General features: G+C 59.5%; 15 protein-coding genes. 8 read left to right on the forward strand and 7 right to left on the reverse strand.

Features of this window, described 5'->3' with window-relative positions; all coding sequences use genetic code 11:
- Window positions 1-93 precede the first annotated feature (93 nt).
- From fepC to fepD, 3 genes are read right to left on the reverse strand one after another with little or no spacing between them, the layout of a single operon-like run.
- Complete coding sequence (gene fepC / locus B3511_RS04785) at window positions 94-894, reverse strand: iron-enterobactin ABC transporter ATP-binding protein (protein WP_046884332.1); 801 nt, start codon at window positions 892-894, stop codon at window positions 94-96.
- Complete coding sequence (gene fepG, locus B3511_RS04790; protein ID WP_046884331.1) at window positions 891-1,883, reverse strand: iron-enterobactin ABC transporter permease; 993 nt, start codon at window positions 1,881-1,883, stop codon at window positions 891-893. The genes fepC and fepG overlap by 4 nt, the downstream gene beginning before the upstream one ends.
- Window positions 1,880-2,884, reverse strand: a complete 1,005-nt coding sequence (gene fepD, locus B3511_RS04795; RefSeq protein ID WP_286777651.1) for a Fe(3+)-siderophore ABC transporter permease — start codon at window positions 2,882-2,884, stop codon at window positions 1,880-1,882. Before fepD ends, fepG begins: the two co-directional genes overlap by 4 nt.
- A gap of 112 nt (window positions 2,885-2,996) precedes the next feature.
- On the opposite strand from fepD, the gene entS reads away from it, so the two are divergent.
- Window positions 2,997-4,238 carry an enterobactin transporter EntS gene (gene entS / locus B3511_RS04800; protein WP_286777652.1) on the forward strand — a complete coding sequence of 414 codons (1,242 nt, stop codon included), beginning with the start codon at window positions 2,997-2,999 and terminating at the stop codon, window positions 4,236-4,238.
- Here entS and fepB read toward each other — a convergent pair.
- Window positions 4,235-5,194 carry a Fe2+-enterobactin ABC transporter substrate-binding protein gene (gene fepB / locus B3511_RS04805; RefSeq protein WP_286777653.1) on the reverse strand — a complete coding sequence of 320 codons (960 nt, stop codon included), beginning with the start codon at window positions 5,192-5,194 and terminating at the stop codon, window positions 4,235-4,237. The genes entS and fepB overlap by 4 nt on opposite strands.
- A 186-nt stretch (window positions 5,195-5,380) precedes the next feature.
- Between fepB and entC the strand changes: the two genes are divergently transcribed.
- The 7 genes from entC to B3511_RS04840 all read left to right on the forward strand — a co-directional run bounded on the left by entC (window position 5,381) and on the right by B3511_RS04840 (window position 12,747).
- Window positions 5,381-6,556: an isochorismate synthase EntC gene (gene entC, locus B3511_RS04810; protein WP_040076618.1), complete on the forward strand. Its 1,176-nt coding sequence runs from the start codon at window positions 5,381-5,383 to the stop codon at window positions 6,554-6,556.
- Window positions 6,557-6,565: 9 nt separating this feature from the next.
- A complete protein-coding gene (gene entE, locus B3511_RS04815; protein ID WP_286777654.1) occupies window positions 6,566-8,176 on the forward strand; it encodes a (2,3-dihydroxybenzoyl)adenylate synthase EntE in 1,611 nt (536 codons plus the stop codon).
- A gap of 10 nt (window positions 8,177-8,186) precedes the next feature.
- On the forward strand, window positions 8,187-9,041 hold the full coding sequence (locus tag B3511_RS04820; protein WP_286777655.1) for an isochorismatase: 855 nt from the start codon (window positions 8,187-8,189) through the stop codon (window positions 9,039-9,041).
- The gene (entA, locus tag B3511_RS04825; RefSeq protein ID WP_263617609.1) at window positions 9,041-9,796 is read left to right on the forward strand and encodes a 2,3-dihydro-2,3-dihydroxybenzoate dehydrogenase EntA; all 756 of its coding nucleotides are present in this window, start codon (window positions 9,041-9,043) and stop codon (window positions 9,794-9,796) included. Before B3511_RS04820 ends, entA begins: the two co-directional genes overlap by 1 nt.
- Entirely contained in the window at window positions 9,797-10,210 is a 414-nt protein-coding gene (gene entH / locus B3511_RS04830) for a proofreading thioesterase EntH (RefSeq protein WP_286777656.1), read from the forward strand. It abuts the gene before it with no gap.
- A gap of 180 nt (window positions 10,211-10,390) precedes the next feature.
- The gene (cstA, locus tag B3511_RS04835; protein WP_286777657.1) at window positions 10,391-12,496 is read left to right on the forward strand and encodes a pyruvate/proton symporter CstA; all 2,106 of its coding nucleotides are present in this window, start codon (window positions 10,391-10,393) and stop codon (window positions 12,494-12,496) included.
- Between the two features lie 53 nt (window positions 12,497-12,549).
- A complete protein-coding gene (locus tag B3511_RS04840; protein WP_014169079.1) occupies window positions 12,550-12,747 on the forward strand; it encodes a YbdD/YjiX family protein in 198 nt (65 codons plus the stop codon).
- On the opposite strand, the gene B3511_RS04845 is transcribed toward B3511_RS04840, so the two are convergent.
- The 3 genes from B3511_RS04845 to B3511_RS04855 all read right to left on the reverse strand — a co-directional run bounded on the left by B3511_RS04845 (window position 12,744) and on the right by B3511_RS04855 (window position 14,352).
- Window positions 12,744-13,148, reverse strand: a complete 405-nt coding sequence (locus B3511_RS04845; RefSeq protein WP_286777658.1) for a helix-turn-helix domain-containing protein — start codon at window positions 13,146-13,148, stop codon at window positions 12,744-12,746. The genes B3511_RS04840 and B3511_RS04845 overlap by 4 nt on opposite strands.
- Complete coding sequence (locus B3511_RS04850) at window positions 13,129-13,425, reverse strand: type II toxin-antitoxin system RelE family toxin (protein ID WP_046884320.1); 297 nt, start codon at window positions 13,423-13,425, stop codon at window positions 13,129-13,131. Before B3511_RS04850 ends, B3511_RS04845 begins: the two co-directional genes overlap by 20 nt.
- Window positions 13,426-13,608: 183 nt before the next feature.
- Complete coding sequence (locus B3511_RS04855; RefSeq protein ID WP_286777659.1) at window positions 13,609-14,352, reverse strand: SDR family NAD(P)-dependent oxidoreductase; 744 nt, start codon at window positions 14,350-14,352, stop codon at window positions 13,609-13,611.
- Window positions 14,353-14,368 lie beyond the last annotated feature (16 nt).

The following is a 14,368-nucleotide window of genomic DNA, read 5'->3' on the forward strand; positions in this document are numbered from 1 at the left end:
TGTTAATGTTTTTGCCGGGCAGATAAAGGGGCGTAATTCTTAAAAAGCAGTTAAATCTGAAAGATAGGGCGGATGAGTGCGAAAACGGACGGCCTAAGCCGCCCCTTTTCCTAATGGAACCACCAGCGGCGTCCCGGCCACCGGATCGTCAATAATCATGCAGCGCATGCCGTAGATCTGTTCGATCAGATCCGGCGTCACGATCGCTTTCGGTGCGCCTTCCGCCACGATCTTCCCGTCGCGCAGGGCAATCAGGTGGGTGGCATAGCGGCAGGCCTGATTAAGATCGTGTAATACCGCCGCCAGCGTATAGCCCTGAGTGCGGTTCAGCTCACTCAGCAGCTCCAGCAGATCAATTTGATGGCTGATATCGAGCCAGGTGGTCGGTTCGTCCAGCAGCATGATGGCGGTCTCTTGCGCCAGCACCATGGCGATCCACGCCCGCTGTCGTTGTCCACCAGAAAGGGTATCCACGCTTTGAGCGGCCAGATCGGTGATGCCCGTGGCCTGCATTGCGCGGGTTACCGCGGCCTCATCCTCTTTACGCCAGCGGGTAAACAGCGGCTGATGGGGGTAACGGCCGCGCGCCACCAGCTCCTGTACGGTGATATCTCCCGGGGTGGTGGCGTTCTGCGCCAGCAGACCAATGCGGCGAGCCACCTCTTTGCTGGCGTAGCGCTGGATCTGCTCGCCGTCGAGATACACGCTCCCGGCCAGCGGGGTCATCAGGCGGCTCAGGGTGCGCAGCAGGGTCGATTTCCCGCAGCCGTTCGGGCCGATAATCGCCGTAAAGTGCCCGTCGGGAATGGAGACATTCAGATCCTGCGCCACGGTTTTTTTGCCATAGCCAAGGGTAAGATTTTCGCCGCGCAAGCGGGTGGGTATTGTGCTCATTTCTTGCGTGACTCCTGAACAAGCAAGACGATGAGATAGATACCGCCAAGACTGACGGTAACTACCCCGACCGGAAGTTGATAAGGCATAAACAGCTGCTGGGCACAGAGATCGGCTGCCAGCAGCAGCAGCGAACCGCAAAGCGCGGCCTGGGTTAAGCCCCAGCGCGCGGTGCCGCTCAGACGGCGGGCAATATGCGGTGCGACCAGCGCAATAAATGAAATCGGCCCGGCGATGGCGGTGGCGGCCGCGGTCAGCACCACCGCCACCAGCATCAGCATTAAGCGCGAACGCTCCACGCCCACGCCCAGGGCACAGGCGCTGTCATCGCCCATCTCCAGCAATCGCATACGCTTCACCAGCAGCCAGGCACACAGCAGCATCAGGCCGATAATGGGGGTGGCAGGCAAGGTTTTCGCCCACGTCAGGCCATTTAGCGACCCCGCGTTCCACAGCCCGGCGGAGAGGGAGGTTTCCAGCGAAGCACGCAGCAAAAGCCAGGTATTGAAAGCCATCAGCATAGCCCGAACGCCAATGCCGATAATAATAAGACGGAAGGTTTCGATCCCGTTACGCCATGCCAGGGTCCAGACCACCAGCGAGGTCAGGATCCCGCCCAGCATCGCCGCCAGGGCTATCGCCGTCAGATGCTGACCAAAGAGTACCATGGCCACCAGCACGCCGCTCCAGGCCCCGGTGTTGAAGCCCATCACATCCGGGCTGCCTAATGGGTTACGCAGTAATGACTGGAATATGGCACCGCTGACGCCAAGAGCTGCGCCCACCAGTATCGCCATCATCACGCGCGGCAGGCGCCACTCGGTGACTACTAGGGTGACGTTGCGCGGCGCGCTGCCAAGCAGGGCATCGATGACCTGATGTATATCGAGGGTAACGGCGCCGCTGCACAGGCTCCAGAGGGCCACCAGCAGACTGGCGGCGACCAGCAGAAAACAGCTCAGCAGTAAACGTGGCGACGGGGCATTCACAGGCCACCTCCGCGTTTACGTCGTACCAGGAAAATAAGCACCGGCGCGCCGATAAAGGCGCTGACCACCGAGACCCGCAGCTCGCCCGGCACCAGCAGACGGCCAATAACGTCGGCATACAGCAGCAGGGCAGGGGTGGCGAGCAGCGTGACCGGCAACGACCAACGGTGATCGGCCCCCACCAGCCAGCGCGCCATGTGCGGCATCATCAGGCCAATAAAGGCAATGGGGCCAACGACCGCCGTCGCGCTGCCGCACAGGACGGTGATGGCCAGCAGGCCGATAAGTTGAGTGCGTGCCACCCGGCTGCCCAGCGCGGTGGCCGTGTCTGCGCCCAGGCTAAGACTGTTCAGGGCCCGGCTTAACATCAGTGCCACCACGGCGGCGATGATCACCGGTAACGTCACCACTTTAAGCGTCTGCAGGGTGCGGATATCCAGCGAGCCCGCCTGCCAGAAACGCAGCTGATCCCACACGTCCGGATTGAGCAGGGCGATGCCGTTGGATAAGCCTTCCAGCACGGCGCCCAGCGCCACCCCCGCCAGGGTTAAGCGCACCGGGCTGAGCTGCCCGCCCCCCTGACTACCGGTAAAGGCTACCAGCAACGAGGCCGCCAGCGCGCCGCAAAAGGCCATCATCAGTTGTTCTACGGGGGAGGAGAATCCAAACAGTGCGGCGCCCAGCACGATGGCAAAACTGGCTCCGGAATTCACCCCCAGGATGCCGGGGTCGGCCAGCGGATTACGGGTCAGGGTCTGCATGAGGGCACCGGCCAGCCCCAGCGCCGCACCGGCCAGCAGGCCAGCAAGGGTACGGGGCAGGCGGGCATCCAGCACAATAGTGCAGTCCGCGCTTTGGCAGGTGCCGGACAGGGCATCGACAATCACGGCGGCGGGCAAAGTTTTTGCGCCAACCAGCAGGCTGAGTGCAGCGGCAAGAATTAACAGGAGCAACAAACCGGGCACGGCAAGGGCACGCCCGGTAGAAGGTGAAAACGACATAGCAACGTCCATGACTTGATAATGATAGTAATTATCGTTATCTATCTTATTTGGCTATGTTAGCATGTGCGGCCATAGAATTGGTAAAAAAAGAAACCATTAAGGCGTTGTAATGACCCAAAAATCCTGGCTGCTCAACCTCAGCCTGCTGAAGACTCACCCGGCGTATCGCGCCGTCTTTATCGCCCGCTTTATCTCTATTTTGTCCCTTGGCCTGCTGGGCGTTGCCGTGCCGGTACAGATCCAGGCCATGACGCACTCCAGCTGGCTGGTAGGGCTCTCGGTTACGCTGACCGGCGGGGCGATGTTTATCGGCCTGATGGTGGGCGGGGTACTGGCCGACCGCTTTGAGCGAAAAAAACTGATTCTGCTGGCGCGGGGAACCTGCGGCGTCGGCTTCGTCGGGCTGTGTCTGAACGCGCTGCTGCCGGAGCCGTCGTTGATTGCCATCTATGCGCTCGGACTCTGGGACGGCTTCTTTGCCTCTTTAGGGGTGACGGCGCTGCTGGCAGCAACGCCAGCGCTGGTGGGGCGTGAAAACCTGATGCAGGCGGGGGCGATCACCATGCTCACCGTGCGTCTGGGCTCCGTGATTTCGCCGATGGTGGGCGGCTTGTTGCTGGCTACCGGTAACGTGGCCTGGAACTACGGCCTGGCGGCGGCAGGCACCTTTATCACTACGCTGACCTTACTGCGTTTGCCGCTGCTCCCGCCGCCCCCTCAGCAGCGTGAGCATCCGCTGAAATCCCTGCTGGCGGCGATTCGCTTCCTCTTTACCAATCCGCTGATTGGCGGCATTGCCCTGCTGGGCGGGCTGCTGACCATGGCCAGCGCAGTGCGCGTGCTCTATCCGGCGCTGGCGGGTGAGTGGCAGATGAGTGCCTCGCAGATTGGCCTGCTCTATGCGGCGATCCCCCTCGGCGCGGCGATTGGCGCGCTCACCAGCGGCAACCTGGCCCAGAGTGCGCGCCCGGGGTTAATCATGCTGGTGGCGACCTTCGCATCGTTTATTGCCATCGCGCTCTTTAGCCTGATGCCTGTCTGGGCGCTGGGTGTGGTCTGCCTGGCGCTGTTTGGCTGGCTGAGTGCGGTGAGCTCTCTGCTGCAATACACGCTGATTCAGACCCAGACGCCGGAAAATATGCTCGGACGGATTAACGGCCTGTGGACAGCGCAGAACGTGACCGGCGATGCCATCGGCGCGGCTATTCTGGGCGGCCTGGGCGCAATCATGACGCCGGTGGCCTCAGCCAGCAGCAGTGGATGTGTGCTGGCGATAGTGGGGGCGATTTTACTGGTAGGACTGGTGAAGCTGCGCCGGTTCAGAAACGAACCGGCCGCCTCACAGGCTTAATGAAACAGCGACTGCAATCGGGTTAACACCCGCATCGCACTGTAGTAATCCAGGCGGAAGGTCTCGGTTCCCAGCGCCCAGACGCGTTTGTTCTGCACCGCGGGCAGGTGGGCCAGTAGCGGGTTGGCATAAATCGCGTCGACGTCTTTTTGATCCCCGGCGAACAGGAACAGCCCTTCGCCGTTCAGACCCGTCGCCAGATTTTCACCACCCAGTTGAATAATGTCATGGCGTTTACCCTGGCTTTGGGAGGTGGATAGCCCGGCGGGCAACGTGGCCAGGCTAAAGCCCAGCTGTTGCAACAGTTGCCCCTGCGCAGAATCGGCAGTCCAGAGGTTCGCGCTGTGGGCTGCCGCAGTGTAGACCAGCGCATTTACCGGCTGCGGTGGCAGTTTCATCTGCTGCTTAACCTGGGCCAGCTGTTTATCGAACTCATGGATACGCTCCGCAGCCTGCTTTTCCTGACCGGTGATCGTGCCCAACTGCGTCAGCAGCGTCTGCCAGCTTTTATCGTCGTAATTGATCACAAGCGTGGGCGCGATGGCCGACAGCTGATCGTAAAGGGCCAGGGCCGAGTCGCCGCCGGTGGCGCTGATCAGAATCAGATCGGGCATCTGGGCAGCCACCGCTTCGGCGCTCGCCTCACCAATATAGAGACGCGTGAGTTTGCGCTGTTTGGCAATGTCACCCCACTGGCGCAAAAAGCCCTGATCGTCTGCCACGCGGTTGTTCGGCGTGGTTGCCCCGCTGGCCACCACCGGCGCGTCGATTGCCAGCAGAGAGCCGGTAAGGGTCACGCTGGTCGAGACGATGCGCATGGGTTTGCTTTCAAGGGTGTGCGTGCCGTGGCTGTCGGTCACCTGACGGGGCCAGTCGGCGGCGGTGGCTGAGGTTACTCCTAAAACGAAAATGGCACCCAGGAGCAGGGCATGACGGCAAACGGCGGGGAATTTCACAAAGCGGCATCCTGTATTTGCTGAGGTTAATGCTTCTCATTTTCATGAAAGCGTTACGGGGATGCAAGCGATAGTCGCACAAGATGCGCTGTCTGCGGTTGACACCCTTGCGATGAGCGATTAGGTTAGCCACCAAAATATAAATGATAATAATTCTTACTGCTTTTATCATTTCAGGAGGATGATATGGATACGTCATTGGCCGAGGAAGTCCAACAGAACCCGGCCACGCTGCAATCAGACAGTTTCTTCTTTATGTCGCCTTATCGCAGCTTTACCACGTCCGGCTGTTTTGCCCGCTTCAACGAACCCGCTGAAAATGGCGAACATCTCTCGAGCGCTTTCCAGCAAAAACTGGCGCAGGCCTTTGCGCAGGCGAAAGCCAGCGGCATCGCGAACCCCATCATGGTAGGCGCGATCCCCTTTGATACCCGTAAACCCTCTTCACTGTTTATTCCGCAACGCTGGCAGAGCTTTGCCCGTCCGGCACGTCAGCAGGCTGCACGCTATGCCAGCCCAACGCAGACGCTGACCGTCGCCCAGCGCAGCGAGATCCCCGGCCAGCCGGTGTTCGAAGAGATGGTTGCCCGTGCCGCCGCGCTGACCGCGACGCCTCGCGTCAACAAGGTGGTGCTGTCGCGACTGATTGATATCGTCACCGAGGAGCAGATCGACAGCGGCGCGCTGCTGGAGCGTCTGATTGCGCAGAACCCGGCGAGCTTTAACTTCCACGTCCCCCTGGAAGATGGCGGCGTACTGTTGGGTGCCAGCCCAGAACTGTTACTGCGCAAAGAGGGTAGCCACTTCAGCTCCCTGCCGCTGGCGGGATCGGCGCGTCGTCAGCCCGATGACATGCTCGACCGCGAAGCGGGTAACAAGCTGCTGGCCTCTCAGAAAGACCGTCACGAGCACGACCTGGTGACCCAGGCGATGAAAAGCGTCCTGGAAACCCGTAGCCATCAGCTGACCATGCCCGCCTCGCCGCAATTGATCACCACCCCGACGTTGTGGCACCTGGCAACGCCGGTAGAGGGCGAGGCGCGTGCCGATGAAAACGCCCTGACGCTGGCCTGTTTACTGCACCCGACGCCGGCGCTGAGTGGCTTCCCGCATCTGGCCGCGAAAGCCCTGATTGCCGAACTGGAGCCCTTCGACCGCGAGCTATTTGGCGGCATTGTTGGCTGGTGCGACAGCGAAGGCAACGGCGAGTGGGTGGTCACTATCCGCTGCGCACGCCTGCAGGCGAACACCGTGCGACTGTTCGCCGGCGCGGGCATTGTGCCGGCCTCCTCTCCGGTCGGGGAGTGGCGCGAAACCGGCGTCAAACTCTCCACCATGCTGAACGTTTTTGGTTTGCACTAAGGAATAATCATGACCATTCCCTTTACCCGTTGGCCTGAGGATTTTGCCCGGCGCTATCGCGAAAAAGGTTACTGGCAGGATCTGCCGCTGACTGACATTCTGACCCGCCACGCCAGCAGCGACGCGACGGCCATCATCGACGGTGACCGCCAGTACAGCTATCGCCAGTTCCACCAGGCGGTGAACAATCTGGCCGCTTCGCTACAGGCTCAGGGCATCAAGCGCGGTGAGACAGCGCTGGTACAACTGGGCAACGTGGCCGAGTTCTACATCACTTTCTTTGCGCTGCTGCAGTTGGGCGTGGCGCCGGTTAATGCGCTTTTCAGCCATCAGCGCAGCGAGCTTAATGCCTACGCCAGCCAGATCGAACCGGTGGTGCTGATTGCCGATCGCGGGCATGCCCTGTTTACCGGCGATGATTTCCTTAACACCTTCGTCGATGAGCACCGTTCGGTGCGCGTAGTCATGCTGCGCGGTGATAACGGTGAACACGCGCTGGAGACGGCGATGGCTCGCCAGGATCCTCACTTTATCGCCTCGCCGACCCCGGCCGATGAGGTGGCTTTCTTCCAGCTATCGGGCGGCAGTACCGGTACGCCGAAGCTGATCCCCCGCACCCATAACGACTACTACTACAGCATTCTGCGCAGCAACGAGATTTGCGCCATCACTGCCGATACACGCTATCTGAACGCGCTGCCTGCCGCCCATAACTTTGCGATGAGCTCGCCGGGTTCGCTGGGGGTGTTTATGGCGGGCGGTTGTGTCGCGCTGGCGCACGATCCCAGCGCCACCCACTGCTTCCCGCTGATTGCTCAGCATCAGCTGAACATGGCCTCGCTGGTGCCGCCGGCGGTTAGCCTGTGGTTACAGGCCATTGCCGATGGGGCAGATAAAAGCCAGTTGGCCTCTCTCACGCTGTTGCAGGTTGGCGGCGCACGGCTCTCTGCGACTCTGGCGGCACGTATTCCTGCTGAGATCGGCTGCCAGCTGCAGCAGGTATTTGGCATGGCGGAAGGGCTGGTGAATTACACCGCGCTCGACGACGCGCCGGAGAAGATCATGAATACCCAGGGCCGCCCAATGTGTCCGGACGACGAGGTCTGGGTGGCCGATGAAAACTGCAATCCGCTGCCGCGTGGGGAAGTGGGGCGCCTGATGACCCGCGGGCCCTATACCTTCCGTGGCTATTACAAAAGCCCGGAACACAACGCCAGCGCCTTCGATGCCAACGGTTTTTACTGTTCCGGCGACCTGATCGCTATCGATGAGCAGGGCTATATCACCGTTCAGGGACGTGAGAAAGATCAGATCAACCGCGGCGGCGAAAAGATTGCCGCAGAAGAGATTGAGAACCTGCTGTTACGCCACGAGGCGGTGATCCATGCGGCACTGGTCAGCATGGAAGATAGCCTGCTGGGCGAGAAGAGCTGCGCGTATCTGGTGGTGAAACAGCCCCTGCGCGCCGTAGAGGTTCGCCGCTTCCTGCGTGAGCAGGGCGTCGCCGAATTTAAGCTGCCGGATCGCGTCGAGAGCGTGGATGCGCTGCCGCTGACGCCGGTAGGAAAAGTAGACAAGAAACAGTTGCGCCTGTGGCTGGCTGAACGCGCCCAGGGCTGAGGAACAGAAGATGGCCATTCCAAAATTAACCGCTTACGCGCTGCCGACCGTGGCAGATCTGCCTGAAAACAAAGTGAACTGGGCGTTTGAACCCGAGCGCGCCGCGCTGCTGATCCATGATATGCAGGAGTATTTCCTCAATTTCTGGGGCGAAAACAGCGCGATGATGCAGCAGGTCGTGGCAAATATTGCTCGCCTTCGTGACTTCTGCAAAGCCCACAACATTCCGGTCTATTACACCGCCCAGCCGAAAGAGCAGAGCGATGAAGACCGCGCCCTGCTGAACGATATGTGGGGGCCGGGGCTGACCCGCTCCCCGGAGCAACAGCGCATTGTGACCGGGCTGACGCCGGACGAAGCGGATACCTTGCTGGTAAAGTGGCGTTATAGCGCCTTCCATCGCTCCCCGCTGGAGCAGATGTTGAAAGATACCGGCCGTAACCAACTGATCATTACCGGTGTCTATGCGCACATTGGCTGCATGACCACCGCCACCGACGCTTTCATGCGAGATATTAAGCCTTTCTTCGTCGCCGATGCGCTGGCTGACTTTACCCGTGACGAGCACCTGATGTCCCTGAAGTACGTGGCGGGTCGCTCCGGCCGCGTGGTGATGACCGATGAACTGCTGCCCTCTATTCCGGCATCAAAGGCAGCGCTGCGCGAAGTGATCCTGCCGCTGCTGGACGAATCCGACGAGCCGATGGATGACGAAAACCTGATCGATTACGGCCTCGATTCCGTACGCATGATGGCGCTGGCTGCCCGCTGGCGCAAAGTACACAGTGATATCGACTTCGTGATGCTGGCGAAAAATCCGACCCTCGACGCCTGGTGGGCGCTGCTCTCTCGCGAGGTGAAGTGATGGCCGGATTCGATTTTACCGGCAAAACCGTCTGGGTGACGGGGGCGGGTAAGGGGATTGGCTATGCGACGGCACTGGCCTTCGTTGAGGCGGGGGCGAACGTGACCGGCTTTGACCTGGCGTTTCCGGCGCAGGATTATCCCTTTACTACTGAAGTGCTGAACGTGGCGGATGCCGCCCAGGTGAGCACGATCTGTGCTCCTCTCCTTGCCGCTCAGGACCGCCTTGATGTGCTGGTCAACGCGGCCGGTATTCTGCGCATGGGGGCCACCGATGCCCTCACGCAAGAGGCGTGGCAAGAGACGTTCGCGGTGAACGTCGGCGGTGCGTTTAACCTGTTTCAGCAGACGATGGGCCAGTTTCGTCGTCAGCAGGGTGGGGCGATAGTCACCGTGGCTTCGGATGCGGCACATACCCCCCGTATCGGCATGAGCGCCTATGGCGCCTCGAAAGCGGCGTTAAAAAGCCTGGCGCTGACCGTCGGGCTGGAGCTGGCGAGCAGCGGCGTGCGGTGTAATCTGGTCTCACCGGGGTCAACGGACACCGATATGCAGCGCACCCTTTGGGTGAGCGATGATGCCGAGCAGCAGCGCATCCGCGGCTTTGGCGAACAGTTTAAGCTGGGTATTCCGCTGGGCAAAATCGCCCGTCCGCAGGAGATTGCCAGCACCGTATTATTCCTGGCCTCCGATGCCGCCAGCCATATCACCCTGCAGGATATTGTGGTGGATGGCGGTTCAACCCTGGGGGCCTGAATGATCTGGAAACGTCACTTATCACTCGACGCGCTGAATGCCACCAGCCAGAACACGATGGTGGCCCACCTCGGCATCCTCTATACCCGCATCGGTGATGAGACGCTGGAAGCCGAAATGCCGGTAGATACCCGCACCCATCAACCCTTTGGTTTGCTGCACGGTGGGGCATCGGCTGCGCTGGCGGAGACGCTTGGCTCAATGGCCGGCTATCTGATGACCCGTGATGGGCAGAGCGTGGTGGGTACTGAGCTTAATGCCACGCATCACCGGGCAGTGTCGCAGGGTAAGATGCGCGGCGTGTGCCAGCCGTTACATCTGGGGCGCACCAGCCAGAGCTGGGAGATTGTGGTCTATGACGAGCAGGGGCGGCGTTGCTGCACCTGTCGGCTAAGCACCATGGTGCTGGGATAATTGTTGCCCCCTTATCCTACGGGTGAGGGGGGCTGCTGCACCCGAAAGTGATCGGGTTAACAATGTGTTGTAAATACCTGGTTTTACCCCCCATTTCTACGTTTCAAAGTTGTTAAAAATGTCCCCGTGATCTAGAAACAAAATGTAACACCTCCTGTTTCACGCTAACGGACATCAACTATGAACAACTCAGGGAAATACCTCGTCTGGGCCATGCTCTCCGTAGTGGGAGCATTCGCGCTGGGCTACATCGCCCTCAACCGTGGTGAACAGATAAATGCGCTGTGGATTGTAGTTGCCTCAGTCTGTATCTATCTGATTGCTTATCGCTTTTATGGCAAGTTTATCGCCCGCAATGTGCTCTCAGTAGACAGCACGCGCATGACGCCTGCGGTGCGGCACAACGACGGTCTGGACTATGTGCCAACCGACAAAAAAGTGTTGTTTGGTCACCACTTTGCCGCTATCGCCGGGGCGGGGCCGCTGGTGGGGCCGGTACTGGCCGCACAGATGGGGTATTTACCTGGCATGATCTGGATCCTCGCAGGCGTGGTACTGGCCGGTGCGGTGCAGGATTTTATGGTGCTCTTCGTCTCCACCCGTCGCGACGGACGCTCGCTCGGTGAGCTGGTCAAAGAGGAGATGGGGGCCACCGCCGGGGTGATCGCGTTGATCGCCACCTTTATGATCATGGTGATCATTCTGGCGGTGCTGGCAATGATCGTGGTGAAAGCCTTAACCCACAGCCCGTGGGGAACGTACACCGTCGCCTTCACCATCCCGCTGGCGCTGTTTATGGGGATCTATATTCGCTATCTGCGTCCTGGACGTATTGGCGAAGTGTCGATCATCGGTCTGTTCTTCCTGGTGTTCGCCATTATCTCTGGCGGCTGGGTGGCGGAGAGCCCGACCTGGGCACCGTACTTTGACTTTACCGGCGTACAGCTGACCTGGATGCTGGTGGGCTACGGTTTCGTCGCGGCGGTACTGCCGGTGTGGCTGCTGCTGGCGCCGCGCGATTATCTCTCGACCTTCCTGAAAATCGGCACCATCGTTGGGCTGGCGATTGGCATTCTGATTATGCGCCCGACCCTGACCATGCCAGCGCTCACCAAGTTTATCGATGGCACCGGCCCGGTATGGACGGGTAACCTCTTCCCGTTCCTGTTTATCACTATCGCCTGCGGGGCGGTGTCGGGGTTCCATGCCCTGATCGCCTCCGGTACCACACCGAAGATGCTGGCCAATGAGAACCAGGCCTGCTTTATCGGCTACGGTGGGATGCTGATGGAGTCCTTCGTGGCGATTATGGCCCTGGTCTCTGCCTGCATTATCGATCCCGGCGTCTACTTCGCGATGAATAGCCCGATGGCGGTGCTGGCTCCGGCCGGTACGGCAGACGTGGTGGCCTCTGCGGCGCAGGTGGTGAGCGGCTGGGGCTTTGCGATCACGCCAGAAACCTTAACCCATATCGCGAATGAAGTAGGGGAGCAGTCCATCATCTCCCGCGCGGGCGGGGCACCGACCCTGGCGGTGGGGATGGCTTACATCCTGCATGGTGCGCTGGGTGGGCTGATGGATGTGTCGTTCTGGTATCACTTCGCCATTCTCTTTGAAGCGCTGTTTATTCTGACGGCGGTGGACGCGGGTACCCGTGCGGCACGCTTTATGCTGCAGGATCTGCTGGGGGTGATCTCACCCGGCCTGAAGCGCACCGATTCGCTGCCGGCGAACCTGCTGGCTACGGCGCTGTGCGTACTGGCGTGGGGCTACTTCCTGCATCAGGGGGTAGTGGATCCGCTCGGCGGCATTAACACGCTATGGCCACTGTTCGGTATCGCTAACCAGATGCTGGCGGGGATGGCGCTGATGCTTTGCGCAGTCGTCCTGTTTAAGATGAAACGTCAGCGTTACGCCTGGGTCGCGCTGGTGCCGACCGCCTGGCTGCTGATTTGTACCCTGACCGCCGGCTGGCAGAAAGCCTTCAGCCCGGATACGAAGATCGGTTTCCTGGCGATTGCCAATAAGTTCCAGGCAATGATCGACAGTGGTAATATTCCTGCTCAGTACACCCAGTCGCAGCTGGCACAGCTGGTGTTTAATAACCGTCTGGATGCCGGGCTGACCATCTTCTTTATGGTGGTCGTGGTCGTTCTGGCGTGGTTCTCTCTGAAGACCGCCCTGGCGGCGCTGAAGGTGGATACCCCAACGGCAAAAGAGACGCCGTATGAGCCGATGCCTGAAAACCTGGATGAGATCGTCACCCAGGCAAAAGGGGCGCATTAAACGAACCTCCCCCTCTCTCCGCCGGGGAGAGGGGTTAACAGAAGAGATATGGCATGTTCGACACCCTCTCCAAAGCAGGTAAATATTTAGGCCAGGCCGCCAAAATGATGATCGGCGTCCCGGACTACGACAACTACGTCGAGCATATGCGCGTCAATCATCCCGATCAGACGCCAATGACCTACGAGGCCTTTTTCCGCGATCGGCAGGATGCGCGCTACGGGGGCAAGGGCGGGGCGAAGTGCTGTTAACCCTCTTTCGGAAAGTAGAGGCTTATCTGCTCTTGATTGCAGCCATAAATTGCGGCCAGTTTTTCGCGGGTGCGTTTTTGCGGGCGGGAATCAGGTGATTCAAGCTGTGAGACGGCAGACTGGCTGATGCCCAGTTTGTCGGCCACCTCCTGTTGGGATAACCCACGCAGAATACGCCAGGCAGCCTGCAGACTGACATTATAATTATCCATGATCTCACAGACCTCTCCGGGCAATCTGACCTCATCATAAATATCCCGCTCGTACTCAATATCTTCCAGATCGGCATCTGTCTCATCGTCGATCTCTGCGAGTTGTAAGCACATGCGAAAATACTCGTCATAAGGTATGACAACGTACAGGGCTTTTCCTTTATCGTCCCTAATCATTTGAACAGCCATAGAGCACACTCTCCTCGTGAAGATAAGTTGTCGTCGTTCGGCGCTTAACGGCGATGATAAAGCATTCGTTTTCAGGTTCATGCGCTAGCGTCAGTATGATGCGATAGTCGCCCACGCGTAGCCGGAAATGATTTTCCGAGGATGCCATTTTTCGCAGATCTGGCCGGGGAGCGGACCGATCTTTTAGCGCCGCAAGCTTTGCTTTTATGCGGATTTGAGTCTGATTATCCAGTTTCAATAACGCTTTTCTGGCTGCATGTGACCAGACAATCTTCATCCGTACCTCCACTGTACGCCCTCATAAAATATAAGGGAATAATTAGACTATTAGATAAATTCCGAATCCCTAATGGGGCATCGTAATGCGAGGAAGAGAGCAGAAAAAGCGGCAAAAAGTGAAACGTCGAAGCGGCTCGCAAGCGCCTCTGTCGGGCGACAGAGGCTTACATCACTTGTGCGATCAGGCGTTCAACCCTCCATCCACGTCCAGACCCGTTCCTGAGATCTGCCCGGCGGCGGTGCTTGCCAGGAAGGTGACCGCGGCGGCGACATCCTCCGGTTGGCCATAGTGACCCAGCGCAATGAGCTGGCGCTGCGACGCGGCCTGCTCACCATGCTCCGGGTTCATATCACTGTTTGTCGGGCCAGGATGGACAAGATTCACGGTGATGCCGCGTGGCCCTAAATCGCGCGCCAGCCCGCGAGTCAGAGAGTTGAGGGCAGATTTGGTCATTGAGTAGACAGCAATGCCCGGCTGGGCGACGCGGTTTGCCAGGCAACTGCCGATATTGATAATGCGACCGCCCTCAGACATATGGACGAGGGCTTCCTGGATGGCAATCACCACGCCGCGAATATTCACGTTGATCAGGGCGTCGATATCCGCCAGGGTCATCGATTCCAGCGGGCCGCCGCGCGCAATACCGGCATTGTTGACCAGGATATCCAGCCCGCCAAGGGAACGAGCCGCCTGAGTAACAGCATCCTGGATCGCCTGCGCGTTGGCGCTGTCGGCCTGAATCGCCTCGCTGTGCCGACCTAACCCCTTTATCTCATCCGCCACGGCCTGTGCTTTATCGGCGGATTTTTCGTAAGTGATAACCACATCGGCGCCGGCGCGCGCCAGCGACAGTGCGATGGCACGACCTAATCCACGGCTGGCGCCGGTAACCAGCGCCTTCTTACCTGTTAAATCGATCTGCATGATGACCTCGTTGCGA

This window comes from Leclercia sp. UBA1284 (genome assembly GCF_002308415.1).
Taxonomy (GTDB): Bacteria; Pseudomonadota; Gammaproteobacteria; order Enterobacterales; family Enterobacteriaceae; genus Enterobacter; species Enterobacter pneumoniae.

What these genes read in the sequence shown, in the direction of transcription:
- B3511_RS04850 (WP_046884320.1), bottom strand. Translation starts at nt 13,425, where the DNA reads ATGAAGATTGTCTGGTCACATGCAGCCAGAAAAGCGTTATTGAAACTG.
- fepD (WP_286777651.1), bottom strand. Translation starts at nt 2,884, where the DNA reads ATGTCGTTTTCACCTTCTACCGGGCGTGCCCTTGCCGTGCCCGGTTTG.
- B3511_RS04840 (WP_014169079.1), top strand. Translation starts at nt 12,550, where the DNA reads ATGTTCGACACCCTCTCCAAAGCAGGTAAATATTTAGGCCAGGCCGCC.
- entE (WP_286777654.1), top strand. Translation starts at nt 6,566, where the DNA reads ATGACCATTCCCTTTACCCGTTGGCCTGAGGATTTTGCCCGGCGCTAT.
- B3511_RS04855 (WP_286777659.1), bottom strand. Translation starts at nt 14,352, where the DNA reads ATGCAGATCGATTTAACAGGTAAGAAGGCGCTGGTTACCGGCGCCAGC.
- entA (WP_263617609.1), top strand. Translation starts at nt 9,041, where the DNA reads ATGGCCGGATTCGATTTTACCGGCAAAACCGTCTGGGTGACGGGGGCG.
- entC (WP_040076618.1), top strand. Translation starts at nt 5,381, where the DNA reads ATGGATACGTCATTGGCCGAGGAAGTCCAACAGAACCCGGCCACGCTG.
- B3511_RS04845 (WP_286777658.1), bottom strand. Translation starts at nt 13,148, where the DNA reads ATGGCTGTTCAAATGATTAGGGACGATAAAGGAAAAGCCCTGTACGTT.
- B3511_RS04820 (WP_286777655.1), top strand. Translation starts at nt 8,187, where the DNA reads ATGGCCATTCCAAAATTAACCGCTTACGCGCTGCCGACCGTGGCAGAT.
- entS (WP_286777652.1), top strand. Translation starts at nt 2,997, where the DNA reads ATGACCCAAAAATCCTGGCTGCTCAACCTCAGCCTGCTGAAGACTCAC.
- cstA (WP_286777657.1), top strand. Translation starts at nt 10,391, where the DNA reads ATGAACAACTCAGGGAAATACCTCGTCTGGGCCATGCTCTCCGTAGTG.
- entH (WP_286777656.1), top strand. Translation starts at nt 9,797, where the DNA reads ATGATCTGGAAACGTCACTTATCACTCGACGCGCTGAATGCCACCAGC.
- fepC (WP_046884332.1), bottom strand. Translation starts at nt 894, where the DNA reads ATGAGCACAATACCCACCCGCTTGCGCGGCGAAAATCTTACCCTTGGC.